Origin of the sequence: Bradyrhizobium barranii subsp. apii (assembly GCF_011516635.5) — a bacterium.
Classification (GTDB): Bacteria; Pseudomonadota; Alphaproteobacteria; order Rhizobiales; family Xanthobacteraceae; genus Bradyrhizobium; species Bradyrhizobium barranii.
Genome location: NZ_CP096255.1, coordinates 343079 through 358513 on the forward strand (window position 1 = coordinate 343079; position 15435 = coordinate 358513).

Annotated in this window: 12 protein-coding genes and 1 pseudogene; 9 read left to right on the plus strand and 4 right to left on the minus strand. The window is 64.9% G+C overall.

Going from position 1 to position 15435, the window contains the following annotated elements; translation table 11 throughout:
• Positions 1 to 9: 9 nt before the first annotated feature.
• The 3 genes and pseudogenes from HAP41_RS01600 (at position 10) to xth (ending at position 4400) form a co-directional block, all read left to right on the plus strand.
• Positions 10 to 2489: pseudogene (locus HAP41_RS01600) on the plus strand (DNA translocase FtsK).
• A 150-nt stretch (positions 2490 to 2639) separates the two neighbouring features.
• Positions 2640 to 3383, plus strand: a complete 744-nt coding sequence (locus tag HAP41_RS01605; RefSeq protein ID WP_028150187.1) for an outer membrane lipoprotein carrier protein LolA — start codon at positions 2640 to 2642, stop codon at positions 3381 to 3383.
• Between the two features lie 201 nt (positions 3384 to 3584).
• Complete coding sequence (xth, locus tag HAP41_RS01610) at positions 3585 to 4400, plus strand: exodeoxyribonuclease III (RefSeq protein ID WP_014490778.1); 816 nt, start codon at positions 3585 to 3587, stop codon at positions 4398 to 4400.
• A 14-nt stretch (positions 4401 to 4414) separates the two neighbouring features.
• Here the strand turns inward: xth and HAP41_RS01615 are convergent, their stop codons facing one another.
• Complete coding sequence (locus HAP41_RS01615; RefSeq protein ID WP_166062748.1) at positions 4415 to 4861, minus strand: cyclic nucleotide-binding domain-containing protein; 447 nt, start codon at positions 4859 to 4861, stop codon at positions 4415 to 4417.
• Between the two features lie 59 nt (positions 4862 to 4920).
• Complete coding sequence (locus HAP41_RS01620; protein WP_007598630.1) at positions 4921 to 5607, minus strand: response regulator transcription factor; 687 nt, start codon at positions 5605 to 5607, stop codon at positions 4921 to 4923.
• A 204-nt stretch (positions 5608 to 5811) separates the two neighbouring features.
• Here HAP41_RS01620 and HAP41_RS01625 point away from each other — a divergent pair, with 204 nt between their 5' ends.
• Both HAP41_RS01625 and HAP41_RS01630 read left to right on the plus strand, forming a co-directional pair.
• Positions 5812 to 6381: a L,D-transpeptidase family protein gene (locus HAP41_RS01625; protein WP_166105313.1), complete on the plus strand. Its 570-nt coding sequence runs from the start codon at positions 5812 to 5814 to the stop codon at positions 6379 to 6381.
• 6 nt (positions 6382 to 6387) lie between these two features.
• Positions 6388 to 7173 (plus strand): 2-keto-4-pentenoate hydratase, encoded by a 786-nt coding sequence (locus tag HAP41_RS01630; RefSeq protein WP_166062705.1) that lies wholly within the window; start codon positions 6388 to 6390, stop codon positions 7171 to 7173.
• A gap of 30 nt (positions 7174 to 7203) precedes the next feature.
• Here the strand turns inward: HAP41_RS01630 and HAP41_RS01635 are convergent, their stop codons facing one another.
• Positions 7204 to 7893, minus strand: a complete 690-nt coding sequence (locus HAP41_RS01635; protein ID WP_028150183.1) for a YggS family pyridoxal phosphate-dependent enzyme — start codon at positions 7891 to 7893, stop codon at positions 7204 to 7206.
• Positions 7894 to 8002: 109 nt separating this feature from the next.
• Here HAP41_RS01635 and HAP41_RS01640 point away from each other — a divergent pair, with 109 nt between their 5' ends.
• Complete coding sequence (locus tag HAP41_RS01640) at positions 8003 to 9706, plus strand: diguanylate cyclase domain-containing protein (RefSeq protein WP_166062651.1); 1704 nt, start codon at positions 8003 to 8005, stop codon at positions 9704 to 9706.
• Here HAP41_RS01640 and HAP41_RS01645 read toward each other — a convergent pair.
• Positions 9703 to 10749 carry a GGDEF domain-containing protein gene (locus tag HAP41_RS01645; protein ID WP_175617960.1) on the minus strand — a complete coding sequence of 349 codons (1047 nt, stop codon included), beginning with the start codon at positions 10747 to 10749 and terminating at the stop codon, positions 9703 to 9705. The two genes, HAP41_RS01640 and HAP41_RS01645, sit on opposite strands and share 4 nt — an antisense overlap.
• A gap of 191 nt (positions 10750 to 10940) precedes the next feature.
• Between HAP41_RS01645 and leuS the strand changes: the two genes are divergently transcribed.
• The 3 genes from leuS to holA all read left to right on the plus strand — a co-directional run bounded on the left by leuS (position 10941) and on the right by holA (position 15262).
• The gene (leuS, locus tag HAP41_RS01650; protein WP_166062591.1) at positions 10941 to 13565 is read left to right on the plus strand and encodes a leucine--tRNA ligase; all 2625 of its coding nucleotides are present in this window, start codon (positions 10941 to 10943) and stop codon (positions 13563 to 13565) included.
• Positions 13552 to 14103 (plus strand): LPS assembly lipoprotein LptE, encoded by a 552-nt coding sequence (gene lptE / locus HAP41_RS01655; protein ID WP_028150179.1) that lies wholly within the window; start codon positions 13552 to 13554, stop codon positions 14101 to 14103. The genes leuS and lptE overlap by 14 nt, the downstream gene beginning before the upstream one ends.
• 130 nt (positions 14104 to 14233) lie before the next feature.
• Positions 14234 to 15262 (plus strand): DNA polymerase III subunit delta, encoded by a 1029-nt coding sequence (gene holA, locus HAP41_RS01660; protein WP_135214099.1) that lies wholly within the window; start codon positions 14234 to 14236, stop codon positions 15260 to 15262.
• Positions 15263 to 15435: the final 173 nt, after the last annotated feature.

The following is a 15435-nucleotide window of genomic DNA, read 5'->3' on the forward strand; positions in this document are numbered from 1 at the left end:
GCGGGGCCCATGAGCATGTCGGCAATCGAACGTGTCATTCCACTGGTCGGCCATCTGCCACCGTCGATCCGCGAGGGGCTGGCGCGGCGTATGCGCGAGCTCACCGGTTTCAGCCTGATTGCATTGTCCGGCGTCGCCTCGGCCGCGCTGATGACCTGGTCGGTGCAGGATCCAAGCCTCAGCCACGCGACCTCACGGCCGATCCGCAACATTCTCGGCTATGCCGGCGCGATCGGCGCCGACCTTGCGATGCAGATCCTCGGGCTCGGCGCGATCATGCTGGTCCTGACGGTCGCGGTCTGGGGTTGGCGCATGATGACCCATCGCCCGTTCGACCGCGAGGCGCTGCGGCTCGGTTCCTGGATTCTCTGCACCGTGATCGCTGCGGGCTTTGCCAGCTGCTGGCCGCATGGCGGCGCCTGGCCGCTGCCGACCGGCCTCGGCGGCGTGGTCGGCGATGCGCTGGTGCGCGCGCCCGCGGTGATTTTCGGACCGGCGGGCACGATCTATCGCATGGTGCTGGGCACGATCCTGTTCGCCGCGATGGGCGCGACCTTCCTGATCGCCTGCGGCCTCGGCGCGCGCGCGCATGACGACGAGTTCGCGGAGATCGAGGACGACGACAAGCCGCTCGACGAAGACGAGGAGAGCGATCGCGGCTCGGTGTCGCTGGGGTGGCTGTTCCACGCATTGATGAGCACGAAGGCGCGGCTGATCTGGCTGCTCGGCACCGCTTACCGCTCGCTGGTCTCGAGCGGACCGAAGACCAAAGCCGTTGCGTTCAGCCGCCAGGAGCCGAATCTCGGCGCCGGCCGCGCCGCGCCGTCGATCTCGCCGCAGTCCGAAGACGAAATTGACGAGGACGAGCACGAAGAAGAGGAAGACGAGGAGGAGGAAGAGGAGGAGCCGGCCGCGCGCGCCCCGCGCAAGAAGGCTGCACCAAAGGCCGCTTCCAAGAAATCCTCCGACAAGTTCGAGCTTCCGTCCGTGTCCGTGCTGGCCGCGCCCAAGGCGGGCGATCGCCAGCCGCTCAGCAAGGCTGAGCTGGAAGCCAATTCGCGTTCGCTCGAAGGCGTGCTGCAGGATTTCGGCGTGCGCGGCGAGATCGTGAAAGCCAATCCGGGTCCCGTGGTCACACTGTACGAGCTGGAGCCGGCGCCCGGCATCAAGTCATCGCGCGTGATCGGTCTCGCCGACGATATCGCCCGTTCGATGAGCGCGCTGTCGGCACGCGTCGCCGTCGTACCCGGCCGTAACGCCATCGGCATCGAGCTACCGAATGCGCATCGCGAAAAGGTCTATCTGCGCGAGCTGCTGGTCGCCAAGGAGACTGTCGATTCGGTTGCGAAGCTGCCGCTCTGCCTCGGCAAGACCATCGGCGGCGACCCCGTGATCATCGACCTCGCGCGCACGCCGCACATGCTGATCGCCGGCACCACCGGGTCCGGCAAGTCGGTCGCCATCAACACCATGATCCTCAGCCTGGTCTACCGGCTGCGCCCGGACCAGTGCCGCCTGATCATGGTCGATCCGAAGATGCTCGAACTCTCCGTCTATGACGGCATTCCCCATCTGCTCACGCCTGTTGTGACCGACCCGAAGAAGGCGGTGGTCGCGCTGAAATGGGCCGTGCGCGAGATGGAAGAGCGCTACAAGAACATGGCCAAGCTCGGTGTGCGCAACATCGACGGCTACAATACGCGCCTGCTCGAATTGAAAGCCAAGGGCGAAGAACCGACGCGCACGGTGCACACCGGCTTCGACAAGGAAACCGGCAAGGCGATCTACGAGGAAGAGAAGCTCTCGCTCGACCCGCTGCCCTACATCGTCATCATCGTCGACGAAATGGCCGACCTGATGATGGTCGCCGGCAAGGACATCGAAGGCGCGGTGCAGCGTCTCGCGCAGATGGCGCGCGCCGCCGGCCTGCATGTGATCCTCGCGACGCAACGCCCGTCGGTCGACGTCATCACCGGCACCATCAAGGCGAACTTCCCGACCCGCATCGCCTTCCAGGTGACGTCCAAGATCGACAGCCGCACCATCCTGGGCGAGATGGGCGCCGAGCAGCTGCTCGGGCAGGGTGACATGCTCTACATGGCGGGCGGCGGCCGCATCAGCCGCGTGCACGGACCTTTCGCATCGGACGAGGAAGTCGAGAAGGTGGTGCGGCACCTCAAGACGCAGGGCCAGCCCGAATACCTCGAGGCCGTCACGGCCGAAGAGCCGACCGAGGACGAGGACGGTGGCGCCGTGTTCGACGCCAGCGGCATGGGCGCGGATGGCGGCGGCGATCTCTTCCAACAGGCCGTGGCCATCGTCAAACGCGACCGCAAGGCCTCGACAGCTACATCCAGCGCCGGCTCCAGATCGGCTATAACCGTGCCGCGTCCTTGATGGAGCGCATGGAACTGGAAGGCATCGTCGGACCCGCCAACCACGCCGGAAAGCGCGAGATTCTGGTCGAGGAAGAAGACAGCCACATGTGAGGCGAGCCGCCTCTGAACATAATTTCACGCAAAATCGATATCTGCAGTAGCGAAATCACGCTAAAAGGGCGCCCAGCCACACAGGACGACGCGTTGATCAGACATCCGGACATTCGATTCGCTGCCACCATCGCTGCGCGAAGCGCGCGTATGGCCGGTGTGCTTCTCGTCACCGCCGCGATGGTGACCGCGGCGTCGTTCGCGCAGACCGTGCCTGTGCCGAAGCCCGCGCCGAAGGGCCGCGATGGCGGAGGCCCCGCTGTCACCGGCGCGACCCAGACGCCGCCGAACCCGGTCATCCCGGATCCGCGCCGCAACGTGCCGACCAGCATCTTCCAGACCTTCGACGCCAACCAGAAGGCGCAGGCGGCCAAGGTCAGCGCCTATCTGTCCTCGCTGTCGACGCTGGTTGGAAATTTCGTCCAGGTCGGCCCCGACGGCAGCAAGACGCAGGGCGACTTCTACATCCAGAAGCCCGGCAAGGTGCGCTTCGAATATGACGCGCCGAGCCCGATCGACATCGTCGCCGACGGATCCTCGCTGGTGGTGCGCGACCGCAAGCTCGCGACCCAGGACGTCTATCCGCTGTCGCAGACGCCGCTGCGCTTCCTGCTGTCCGATCGCATCGACCTGATGAAGGACACCAACGTCGTCAACGTCTCGGCCGACGACGTCTTCGTCAGCGTCACCATCGAGGAGAAGCAGGCGCTGGTCGGCACCAGCCGCCTCCTGCTGATGTTCGGCGCCAAGGACGGCCAGTTGAAGCAGTGGACCGTCACCGACCCGCAGGGCTACGACACCACGATCGCGGTCTACAATCTCGATGCGGGCAAGAAGCTCGATCCTGCCATGTTCAAGATCGATTTCACCAATTACGGCCCATCGCCGGGTTGAAAGCTCTACTGCCGTAGGGTGGGCAAAGGCGCATTAGCGCCGTGCCCACCATCTCTCCTTGCGGCAGGCATGGTGGGCACGCTTCGCTTTGCCCACCCTACGAGGGCTTGCTACGAACCTTGCACCCATCCCCGAAAAGACGTGGGCACGGCGCTTTGCGCCTTTGCCCGCCCTACGAGAGCTTGCTAAGACGCATCCCTCATGCGTCTTTCCCTGACAACCTGGAACATCAACTCGGTGCGGCTGCGCATCGACCTGGTCGCGAAGTTTCTCAAGAGCGCGCGGCCGGACGTGCTGTGCCTCCAGGAGACCAAGTGCATCGACGATGCCTTTCCGCTGAAGCGCTTCAAGCGGCTCGGCTATGAGCATGTCGCGCTGAACGGGCAGAAGGGCTATCACGGCGTCGCCATCGTCTCGAAGATTCCGTTCGAATCGAAAGACATCCGCACCTTCTGCGACAAGGTGGATTCGCGCCACATCTCGGTCTCGTTCGGCGAGAAGGCCAGCATCGCAAAGCCGCTGGTGCTGCATAACTTCTACGTGCCCGCCGGCGGCGACATTCCCGATCCCGCGCTGAACGAGAAATTCGACCACAAGCTTCGCTTCCTCGACGAAATGAAGGCCTGCGAGCCGCTGCATCCGCGCGGGGAGGATCGCCACATCCTGGTCGGCGATCTCAACGTCGCGCCGCACGAGAACGATGTCTGGTCGCACAAGCAGCTTCTGAAAGTGGTTTCGCATACACCTGTGGAGACCGAGAAGCTGCAAGCCGCGCTGGCAGCCGGTGAGTGGGTCGACGTCGCGCGCGAGCGTTTTCCGATGTCGGAGAAGGTCTATACGTGGTGGAGCTATCGCTCCGCCGACTGGACCGTCGGTGATCGCGGCCGCAGGCTCGACCACATCTGGGTCTCGCGCGCATTGAAGGACGCGGTCAGCGATTTCAAGATCCTGCGCGACGCGCGGAGCTGGGAGCGCCCGTCGGACCACGTGCCGGTGACGGTGACGCTGGAGGTTTGACGGCGCCGTCCGGGCTACGACGACGTCAGCTTCGCGCCCGCCATCAGGATATCGCTCGCGATCTGGCTGGAGCGGACCGCGAATTCGTCACGCAGGCGCACCGCAGCCGCGGGGTCACTCTCGAGCACGCGTTGAAACAAGCTGCGCGCGACGCGGATGACGGAGGCGGGCTCCAGCGCGACCGCGCTCGACGGCCGCTTCATCGGCACCACCAGCGCGAGCTCGCCGATCAGCGCGCCGGGACCTGCGATCATCTCCGCGCCGGCGCCGTCGTCGACCCGAAAGGCGCCGCGTTGAACCACGTATCCGGCATCGGCTTCGTCGCCGAGATTGAACAGGACGTCGCCGCGAACGAAATTACGCTGCTCGGAGCCGATCGCCAGCATGCGCAACGACGCGTCTCCCAACAAGCGCAGTGTCGGGACACGCTCGAGAAGCGCTACGTCGTCGTCGATTGACATTCAGGTCCGGGGCTCAAAGGGCATGCGATCTAAAACGATTCGCACGCCCCTAAAGCGTATCACGGCACCAGCTTGTAGCCACCGGCTTCCGTGACCAGGATCTCCGGATTGGCGGCGTCCTTCTCGATCTTCTGGCGGAGGCGGTAGATGTGGGTTTCCAGCGTGTGGGTGGTGACGCCGGAATTATAGCCCCAGACCTCCTGGAGCAGGGTCTCGCGCGAGACCGGCATCTGGCCGGCCCGGTAGAGGAAGCGGAGGATGGCGGTTTCCTTCTCGGTGAGCCGGACCTTGCGGGCATTGGCCGCGGTCAGCATCTTCGAGCCCGGGCGGAAGGAGTAGGGGCCGACCGAGAACACCGCGTCCTCGCTCGCCTCGTGCTGGCGGAGCTGGGCGCGGATGCGGGCCAGCAGCACGGCGAAACGGAAGGGTTTTGCGACGTAGTCGTTGGCGCCGGATTCCAGCCCCAAAATCGTGTCGGAATCGGTGTCATGCCCGGTGAGCATGATGATCGGGGCCTTGAAGCCGCCCTTGCGCAAGGAACGAACCACCTCGCGGCCATCGGTGTCGGGCAGGCCGACATCCATCAGGACGAGATCGGGGGCATTGGCCTTCGCGGCGCTCGCGCCCTTGGCCCCGGTATCGACGGCGGAGGCCTCAAATTCTTCGTGCAGCGATAATTGCTCCACCAACGTATCGCGCAGATCGGTATCGTCATCCACGATGAGGATCTTGCGGGCATTGGCCATAGGGGGTCATCCTTTTGGAGTCCGGCTCGGCGCGCATGCATGCTGCACCCAGCCGCGAGGGAAAGTTAGGGGGGGCGCCGTTATTATTGTTGTTCGTGTTGAAGTAGTGGGCTGTTACCGATTCACAAGCCAGAAGCACTCTAACTCAAAATCTCAGGCCGTTTTGATGAATGTCCTGTAATGAATTCGACATCGCACGTTCACATGAAAAACAAAGCGGATTCAGCTAGTTACCCAAAGAATCGAAGCTCCGGACCGCTTCGAGCGATCCGCGTTAAACCTGCTGCCGGGAATCCGCGCCGGGGCTGGCTGACGGCCGGCGCACTGATGATCCCGGTGGCGCTGGGGCGGGGCGGAATCCTGGCAAACAAGCGCGAGGGCGATGGCGGCACCCCGCGGGGCAGCTTCCGTCCCAGGCAATTGTGGTGGCGGGGCGACCGCCACAGCCGTCCGCGGACCTTTCTTCCGGCCCGGACCATCGGCGACACGGACGCCTGGTGCGAGGACGCCGGAGATCGCCATTACAATCAGGCGATCCGGCTCGGACCGGAGCAGGGCGGTGACCGTCTCAAGCGTTCCGACCATCTCTATGACTTCATCATCGAAATCGACCACAACACCAGACCGCGTATCGCCGGCCGCGGCAGTGCGGTGTTTTTGCATCTGGCGCGGGACAATTTCGGGCCGACCGCAGGCTGCGTCTCGATGACCAAAGCGGCGATGCTGCATTTGCTGCGGCAACTGGGACCAAGAACAAGAATCATCATCGGGTGAGGGCACATGCTCGACAAGGATCAGATCGCCGCCGCATCGCAGGTCCTGGTCAAACATTGGCGCGACGGCACCAAGTTTGACGCGCTGGAGCCGCGGTTGCGGCCGCAGAGCCGCGCCGATGGCTATGCCATCCAGGCTGTCCTCGAAAACCAAACGCTTGGAAAGCTGTTCGGTTGGAAGATCGCGGCGACAAGCGAGGCCGGACAGAAGCACATCAATGTCGCGGGCCCGCTGGCCGGCCGCATCATGAGCGACACCGTGATCGCCGACGGCGGCACGGCGTCGATGAAGGGCAACGAGATGCGCGTCGGCGAACCGGAATTCGCCTTCCGCATAGGCCGCGATTTGCCGCCGCGCGCGACGCCGTACAATGTCGACGACGTGCTCGCCGCCGTCGACACCTTGCATCCAGCGATCGAGATTCCCGACTCGCGCTTTGGCGATTTCGCCAGCGCCGGCGAGGCGCAGCTGATCGCCGACAATGCCTGGGCGCATCTGTTCGTGCTGGGCGCAGCGACGACTGCGAACTGGCGCGCCATGGATCTCGTCGAGGAGCGGCCGCAGATCACGCTGCGCGGCCAGCGCTATCTCGGCCACGGCAAGAATGTGCTCGGCGATCCCCGTGTTGCCTTGGCCTGGCTTGCCAACGAGCTGCGCGGGCTCGGCATCACCTTGCGGGCAGGGGAGGTGGTGACGACGGGCACGTGCCATCCGCCGCTGCCGATCCAGGCCGGCGATCATTTCGCGGTGGATTTTGGTGTGCTGGGGCAGGTGTCGGTGGGGTTTGCGTAACCACCGCCGTCGTTGCGAGCGCTGCCGGCGTCACCGGTGCCCGAAGATCGCGCTCCCAACGCGCACATGGGTGGCGCCGAGCATGATCGCGGTGGCGAAATCCGCGCTCATGCCCATCGAGAGATTCTTCAATCCATTGCGCGCTGCGATCTTGGCGGTCAGCGCGAAATGCGCCGCCGGCGGCTCGTCGACCGGCGGGATGCACATCAGGCCGGAGATCGTCAGCCCATAGCTGTCGCGGCAGCTCGCGATGAAGGCATCGGCCTCGCCGGGAGCGATGCCGGCCTTCTGCGGCTCCTCGCCGATGTTGATCTGGACGAACAGCTCCGGGTGCCTGTTCTGGGATTCGATTTCCTTGGCTAACGCCTGGCAAATGCTCGGGCGGTCGACCGAATGGATGGCATCGAACAGCGCCACCGCCTCCTTCGCCTTGTTGGACTGCAGCGGCCCGATCAGATGCAGCGCGATGCCGGAATAAGCGGACGTTAACGCCGGCCACTTGCCTTTGGCCTCCTGCACCCGATTTTCGCCGAATACGCGCTGTCCGGCGTCGATGACCGGGATAATTGCATCCGCGGCGAACGTCTTGGACACCGCGATCAGCGTCACGGAGGCGCGATCGCGCCGCGCTTCCTTGCAGGCGCGGACAATTTCGGCTTCGACCGCGGCGAGCGCGTTTGGTGAATGGCCGGTTACCGGCGCGGCGTTGGTTTCGGTCATGACGTCGGTTCGGACTGGATTGTTGCGGAGCTAGTTCTAATTTTACCGAGTTCAAGAAAGAGTTTTTGAACCCTTCGCTTTACCTTGGCCGATGGGGTGGGCAGCGAAGATGGCAAACGTCAGTTTCAACCGCAAACGAGTGAAACTCAAGCAGGTTCTCGGAATCCGGGCACGGCTTGCGTTGCTCGCGGTGATTCTGGTGACGCCCTTGATGTTCGAGCGCATCCGTTCGCTCGAAGATACGCGCGCGCGTCAGATCGCGCAGGCCGCGACCGAATTCACCACCATTGCAAGACACAGCGCCGATGCGCAGCGCGAAGTGATCTCGTCGGTCGAAACCATCCTGAAATCTGAAGCCTTCATCCGCGCCTCCGCCGGCGGCATCAGCAAGAGCTGCGACGTGCTGCGCGCGAGCCTGCCGTCGAACCTTCCCTGGATCCGCACGCTGTTGATCGCCGGCCAGGACGGACGCATCCAGTGCGCCACCAACAACATGTATGTCGGCCTCGACCTCAGCGACCGGCCATACTTCCAGCAGGCGCAGGAAACCGGCCGCTTCGTGCTGAGCGACTTCATCCTGTCGCGGCCCGTGCCGTCGCCGACCGTCATGGCGGTTTATCCGGTGTCGGCCTTCAGCGGTGTCGCGGATGCCGTCGTGCTCGCCACCGTGAACCTCGACTGGATGTCGAAGGTCATGAGCAATCTCGGCGGCCGTCCCGGGATCACTGCCGTGCTGGTCGACAGCGCCGGCACCGTGCTCGCCGCGCCGGCTGACCAGCACAGCGCGATCGGCCGTCCGCTCGACAACATGCCGCTGATGTCGGCGATCGCCGACAGGGCGCTGCGTTCGGACCAGGACGAGGGCTCACTCTCTTTCCTCGCCGCTGACGGCTCCCGCCGCGCGGTGAGCTATATCCGCATCGCCGGCACCAATGCCCGCCTGATCGCCAGCATCGACGAGGACAAGGTGTCCGCGGCGGTCAGCCGCGACATCCGCACCGCCTATCTCCAGCTCGCGTTCGTCGTCCTGTTCGTCCTGCTCGGCGCGCTGATCGCCGCCGAGAAGCTCGTGATCAAGCCGATCGAGATGCTGGCCGACATGGCCAAGCGCCTCGGCGAGGGCGACCTCTCGGCCCGCGCCGCGCGCAACCGGCTGCCGGCCGAGTTCGTGCCGCTGGCCCGCGCCTTCAACGCGATGGCCGCGCAGCTCAGCCAGCGCGAGCGCGAGCTGATCGCGAGCAACGACCGCCTGACCGTGATGGCCTCGATCGACATGCTGTCGGGGCTGGCCAATCGCCGCGGCTTCCAGAGCCGGCTCGACTTCGAATGGATGCGCGCGCAGCAATATGACAGCGAGCTTGCGCTGCTGATGATCGACGTCGATCACTTCAAGCTGTTCAACGACACCTATGGCCATCTCGAAGGCGATTCCTGCCTGACCCGGCTCGGCGAATCCTTGTCCGGCATCGCCGCCGACACGATGGGCTTTGCGGCCCGCTATGGCGGCGAGGAATTCTGCCTGCTGCTGCCGAACACCGACGTGAACCGCGCCGTCGAGATCGGCGAGCAGGTGCGCGCGGCCGTGCTGAAGCTGTGCCTGCCGCACATCACCTCCGCCCACATGATCGTCACCGTCTCGATCGGCGTTGCCGCAACGAAGCCGAACGAGACGCTGCGCCCCGGCGATCTCATCGAAGCCGCCGACGCCGCGCTCTACGCCGCAAAACACCGCGGTCGCAACAATGTCATGGAGCACGGCATCCAGGTGATCGAGAACAGCGCGGCCGCCATGATGCTGGCGGCGAGCGCCTAACCTGCAGCCGCGGCGCGATCGAGCTCGACCTCCGTCACCACGCGATTGCGGCCGCCGCCCTTGGCGAGATAGAGCGCGCGGTCGCAGCGCTCGATGAGATCGGTGATCGCCTCGCCGGTCCGGTACTGCGCCACGCCGATCGACACGCTGATGCCGGGCAGGGTCTCCCCGGTCGAACGGCGCGTGATCGTGCATTCGGCGATCGCGCGCCTGATGCGCTCGGCGATCTCGGCGCAAGTGGCGAGATCGGCATCCGGCAGCACGGCAATCAGCTCCTCGCCGCCATAGCGGGCCGACAGATCCTGCTCGCGAACTTTTTCGCGCAACACTTTCGCAATCAGGCGCAGCACCTGGTCGCCGACGCCATGGCCGAAATTGTCGTTGAAGGTCTTGAAGTGGTCGATGTCGAGCATCAGCACGCCGAGCGGCTCGCCCCAATCCGCGGTCGTCTGTGCCTTGCGCAGGAATTCATCGAGCGCCCGCCGGTTTGCCAGCCCCGTCAGCGTATCGGTCCGGGCGCGCTCTTCGGACTTGGAGAGCGAGTCGCGGATCACGTCGAGCTCGCGGGTCTTTTCCGCAAAGCCGGCCTCGAGCCGGGTCGCCCTCGTGGCGGCCCGCGCCAGCTCATCCATGAGCTGGGCGACCAGCGCCTTCGGATCGACACCAGCCCTGCCCTGATCGGCGACCTCGCTGATCGCCTGCATCTGGGAACGATTATCGGCCATGGCCGTCGCCAGAAACTCCTTCGCCGCCCCCATGAGGGCATGCAGCCGATCGGACGTCTCGGAGGCGACGGCGCCCGCCCGGGGCGCGACATAGGTCTCGAACAGATCCTGGTTGGTCCTGGCGTCGAAGGGACGATTGTGGTCGATCAGGAGATCGATGGCATTGCGCAGGTCGTCATGGCTGCCTGCGAAATAGTGGAACCAGACGGCAAAATTGGTCGGTGTCGGCGGAATCCGCTGCTCGGCCATGCTCCGCACCGCCCGTCCGGCGACGGACGCGGCATAGTCGTAATCGAGATCGTCGAAGCCTGATTCCATCGCCTGGCGGGGTGCTGTCGGGGGCCAACCTCGCACCGCCCCCTTAATCCGATCCCAATGGGCCGTCCGTACTTTAGCGGAGCAGCCTTGCGGGGGGCCGCCGCCAGCGGCAACCCATTGACCCCCTAAGGACTTCTATGGCCTAGTCCGCCGTCTTTAGACGGCCGAATCCACGAAAACCCAACGATTCCATGACCTCCGAACGCTACAACGCCCGCGACGCCGAACCGCGCTGGCAAGCCGCCTGGGACCAGCAGGCGATCTTCGTCTCCAAGAACGACGACTCGCGGCCGAAATACTACGTGCTGGAGATGTTCCCCTACCCGTCCGGGCGCATCCATATCGGCCATGTCCGCAATTACACGCTCGGCGACGTGCTGGCCCGCTTCATGCGCGCCAAGGGGTTCAACGTGCTGCACCCGATGGGCTGGGACGCCTTCGGCCTGCCGGCCGAGAACGCCGCCATCGAGCGCAAGGTCGCGCCGAAGGCCTGGACCTACGACAACATCGCCGCGATGAAGAAGCAGCTCCGCTCGATCGGGCTGTCGCTGGACTGGTCGCGCGAATTCGCGACCTGCGACCCCAGCTACTACAAGCATCAGCAGAAGATGTTTTTGGACATGCTCGCCGCCGGCCTCGCCGAGCGTGAGAAGCGCAAGCTCAACTGGGATCCGGTCGACATGACCGTGCTCGCCAACGAGCAGGTGATCGACGGCCGCGGCTGGCGCTCGGGTGCCGTTGTCGAACAACGGGAAATGAGCCAGTGGGTCTTCAAGATCACGAAGTACTCGCAGGAGCTGCTGTCGGCGCTGGATGGGCTCGACCGCTGGCCCGACAAGGTGCGGCTGATGCAGCGCAACTGGATCGGGCGCTCCGAGGGCCTGCTGGTCCGCTTCGCGCTGGATCAGGCGACGACGCCCGCCGGCGAGAGCGAGCTGAAGATCTTTACGACGCGCCCGGACACCCTGTTCGGCGCCAAATTCATGGCGATTTCGTCGGATCATCCGCTGGCGCAGGCAGCAGCCGCGAAGAACCCGAAGCTTGCCCAGTTCATCGCCGACATCAAGAAGATCGGCACCGCGCAAGAGATCATCGACACCGCGGAGAAGCAGGGTTTTGACACCGGGATCCGCGCGGTGCACCCGTTCGATCCGAGCTGGAAGCTGCCGGTCTATGTCGCGAACTTCGTGCTGATGGAATACGGCACCGGCGCAATCTTCGGCTGCCCCGCGCACGACCAGCGCGACCTCGACTTCGTCAACAAGTACAATCTCGGCAACACGCCGGTGGTGTGCCCCGAGGGCCAGGATCCGAAGACGTTCGTCATCACCGATACCGCCTATGACGGTGACGGCCGCATGATCAATTCTCGCTTCCTCGACGGCATGACCATCGAGCAGGCCAAGGACGAGGTCGCAAAGCGCCTGGAGGGCGAGCTGCGCGGCAACGCGCCGGTTGGCGAGCGTCAGGTCAATTTCCGCCTGCGCGACTGGGGTATTTCACGGCAGCGCTATTGGGGCTGCCCGATTCCCGTCATCCATTGCCCCAAATGCGATGTGGTGCCGGTGCCGGACGCCGACCTGCCGGTGACGCTGCCTGATGACGCGACCTTCGACAGACCGGGCAACGCGCTCGATCATCACCCGACCTGGAAGCACGTCACCTGCCCCAAATGCGGCGGCAAGGCCCAGCGCGAAACCGACACCATGGACACCTTCGTGGATTCGTCCTGGTATTTTGCGCGCTTCACCGATCCCTGGAACGAGAACGCGCCGACGACGCCAGCCGTCGCCAACCGGATGCTGCCGGTCGATCAGTATATCGGCGGCGTCGAGCACGCGATCCTGCATCTGCTCTACAGCCGCTTCTTCACCCGCGCGATGAAGGCGACCGGGCACATCGCGCTGGACGAGCCGTTCGCCGGAATGTTCACCCAGGGCATGGTGGTGCACGAGACCTACCAGAAGGCCGACGGCACCTATGTGCAGCCGGCCGAGGTGAAGATCGAGGTCGGCGGCAACGGCCGGCGCGCGACGCTGCTGACGTCAGGCGAAGACGTCCAGATCGGTCCGATCGAGAAGATGTCGAAGTCGAAGAAGAACACGGTCGACCCCGACGACATCATCGAGACCTACGGCGCCGACGTCGCCCGCTGGTTCATGCTGTCGGACTCCCCGCCCGACCGCGACGTGATCTGGAGCGACGAGCGCGTTCAGGGCGCCTCGCGCTTCGTGCAGCGGCTGTGGCGGCTGGTGAACGATGCAGTGGAACTCGGCCAGGCCGCGCCGGCAGATCGTCCGGGCTCGTTCGGCCCGGATGCGACCGCCTTGCGCAAGGCCGCCCATGGTGCGCTGGACAAGGTCACCACCGGCATCGAGCGGCTGCACTTCAATGTCTGCCTCGCCCATATCCGCGAATTCGCCAATGCGTTTTCGGAGGTGCTCCAGCGCCCCGGCCAGCCCACAGCTGACCTCGCCTGGGCGGTCCGGGAGGCCAGCCAGATCCTGGTTCAGCTGTTCTCCCCGATGATGCCGCATCTGGCCGAGGAGTGTTGGCAGGTTCTAGGCCATAGCGGGCTGGTTTCCGAGGCCGATTGGCCCCAAATCGAACGCGATTTGCTGGTTGAAGACGCCGTGACCCTGGTGGTCCAGGTCAATGGCAAGAAGCGGGGTGAGGTCACAGTTGCAACAGTGGCCCAGAATCCGGAAATCGAGGCTGCCGTTTTGGCCCTCGATGCGGTAAAACTGGCCCTGGACGGCAAGCCCGTCCGCAAGGTGATCATCGTCCCCAAGAGGATCGTGAATGTTGTCGGCTAGGATCCGGATCGCTGCCCGCTTGCTGGCGGTCGCCGCATTGGCGGCGCTGACGGCTGGCTGCTTCCAGCCGATGTATGCCGAGCGTGGTGACGGCACCCCCGGCCTGCGCGAAAAGCTGATGGGGGTCGACCTTCCGCCGATCAACAAGGCCAATGCCTCCCGCGAGGCCCGTGTCGGCGTCGAGGTCCGCAACGCCTTGGCCTTCAAGCTCTACGGCACGGCCACGGGCATGCCGCCGACCCATCGCCTGGAGATTCGCTTCGCGAGCAGCAAAACGTCGCTGATCGTCGATCCCAATACCGGCCTGCCGAACAGTGAAAACTACGGCATCGACGCCCAGTACAATTTGATCGAGGTCGTCAGCGGCAAGTCGGTCATGACCGGCACGACGTTCGCGCGCGTGTCCTATGACATGCCCGGCTCCTACCAGCGCTTTGCCCGCAACCGGGCCCTTCGCGATGCCGAGGATCGTGCCGCCAACGAGATCGCCGAGAACATCAACACTCGCCTCGCCTCGTTCTTCATCGCCGGCACTTAAGTCATCCCCGTCATTCCGGAGCGCCCGCAGGGCGGATCCGGAATCCAGAGATTATTGATCGAGATTCTCAGGCGCGCAATTGCGCGCCGTAGTTCGCGCTTCGTGCGCCCTGGAATGACAGTCAGGTCCGATGGTCGCGCTGCGCGGAAAAGAGATCGACGCCTTCCTCGCCCGTCCCGACGGGGGCCGACCGATCATCCTGCTCTACGGTCCCGATGCCGGCCTCGTGCGCGAGCGCGCCGATGCGCTGATTGCCTCGGCCGTCGACGACCCCAACGATCCCTTCTCGCTCGTCAAGCTCGACGGCGACGAACTCTCCGCCGAGCCGTCGCGGCTCGTCGATGAAGCCATGACGGTGCCGTTGTTCGGCGGCCGCCGCGCCATCCGCGTCCGCGCCGGCTCGCGCAGCTTTGCCAGCGGTATCGATACGCTGGCGGAGATGGGCGTGAAGGATTGCCGCATCGTGATCGAAGCCGGCGAGCTGCGCCCGGAATCGCCCCTGCGCAAGGCCTGCGAGAAGGCCAAGACGGCCGTGGCGATCGGCTGCTATCCCGACACCGAGCGCGACCTTGCCAAGCTGATGGACGACGAGCTCCGCATCGCCAATCTGCGCATCGCGCAGGATGCCCGCGCGGCGCTGATGTCATTCCTCGGCGGCGACCGCCAGGCCTCGCGCAATGAGCTGCGCAAGCTGACGCTCTATGCGCATGGCAAAGGCGAGATCACGCTGGATGATGTGATGTCCGTCGTTGCCGATGCGTCCGAGCTGAAACTCGATCCCATCGTCGACGGCGCCTTCGCCGGCCGGCCCGACATCGTCGAGACCGAATTTGCAAAGGCCATGATCGCCGGCACCTATCCCGGCGTGATCATCTCCGCCGCGCAGCGCCAGGCCGCGTGGCTGCACAAATCTGCGCTCGCGATCGCCGACGGCCAGCCTGCGTCCGCCGTGCTCGAGGGCGGCTATCCGCGCCTGCATTTTTCGCGAAAGCCCGCGGTGGAAACAGCGCTGCGCAATTTCAGCGTGGCGCGGCTCGCCGCAATCATCGAGCAGCTCGCGACCGCCGCGCTCGACACCCGCAAGCAATCGACGCTAGCCGCCGCCATCGCCCAGCGTACGCTGATGGCCATCGCCGCGAATGCCAAGCGGCGCGGCTGAGGTACCGCTCTCTCCACGTCATTGCGAGGAGCGCAAGCGACGAAGCAATCCAGAGTCCCTCCGTGGAAAGAATCTGGATTGCTTCGCTTCTCTCGCAATGACGATGTGGAAACAGATGCGCGCCAAATACCCGGTGACGTCCCCGCGTTCGCGGGGACGACACTGAGGGCTAG

What these genes read in the sequence shown, in the direction of transcription:
- HAP41_RS01605 (WP_028150187.1), top strand. Translation starts at nt 2,640, where the DNA reads ATGGCCGGTGTGCTTCTCGTCACCGCCGCGATGGTGACCGCGGCGTCG.
- xth (WP_014490778.1), top strand. Translation starts at nt 3,585, where the DNA reads ATGCGTCTTTCCCTGACAACCTGGAACATCAACTCGGTGCGGCTGCGC.
- HAP41_RS01615 (WP_166062748.1), bottom strand. Translation starts at nt 4,861, where the DNA reads ATGTCAATCGACGACGACGTAGCGCTTCTCGAGCGTGTCCCGACACTG.
- HAP41_RS01620 (WP_007598630.1), bottom strand. Translation starts at nt 5,607, where the DNA reads ATGGCCAATGCCCGCAAGATCCTCATCGTGGATGACGATACCGATCTG.
- HAP41_RS01625 (WP_166105313.1), top strand. Translation starts at nt 5,812, where the DNA reads ATGAAAAACAAAGCGGATTCAGCTAGTTACCCAAAGAATCGAAGCTCC.
- HAP41_RS01630 (WP_166062705.1), top strand. Translation starts at nt 6,388, where the DNA reads ATGCTCGACAAGGATCAGATCGCCGCCGCATCGCAGGTCCTGGTCAAA.
- HAP41_RS01635 (WP_028150183.1), bottom strand. Translation starts at nt 7,893, where the DNA reads ATGACCGAAACCAACGCCGCGCCGGTAACCGGCCATTCACCAAACGCG.
- HAP41_RS01640 (WP_166062651.1), top strand. Translation starts at nt 8,003, where the DNA reads ATGGCAAACGTCAGTTTCAACCGCAAACGAGTGAAACTCAAGCAGGTT.
- HAP41_RS01645 (WP_175617960.1), bottom strand. Translation starts at nt 10,749, where the DNA reads ATGGAATCAGGCTTCGACGATCTCGATTACGACTATGCCGCGTCCGTC.
- leuS (WP_166062591.1), top strand. Translation starts at nt 10,941, where the DNA reads ATGACCTCCGAACGCTACAACGCCCGCGACGCCGAACCGCGCTGGCAA.
- lptE (WP_028150179.1), top strand. Translation starts at nt 13,552, where the DNA reads ATGTTGTCGGCTAGGATCCGGATCGCTGCCCGCTTGCTGGCGGTCGCC.
- holA (WP_135214099.1), top strand. Translation starts at nt 14,234, where the DNA reads ATGGTCGCGCTGCGCGGAAAAGAGATCGACGCCTTCCTCGCCCGTCCC.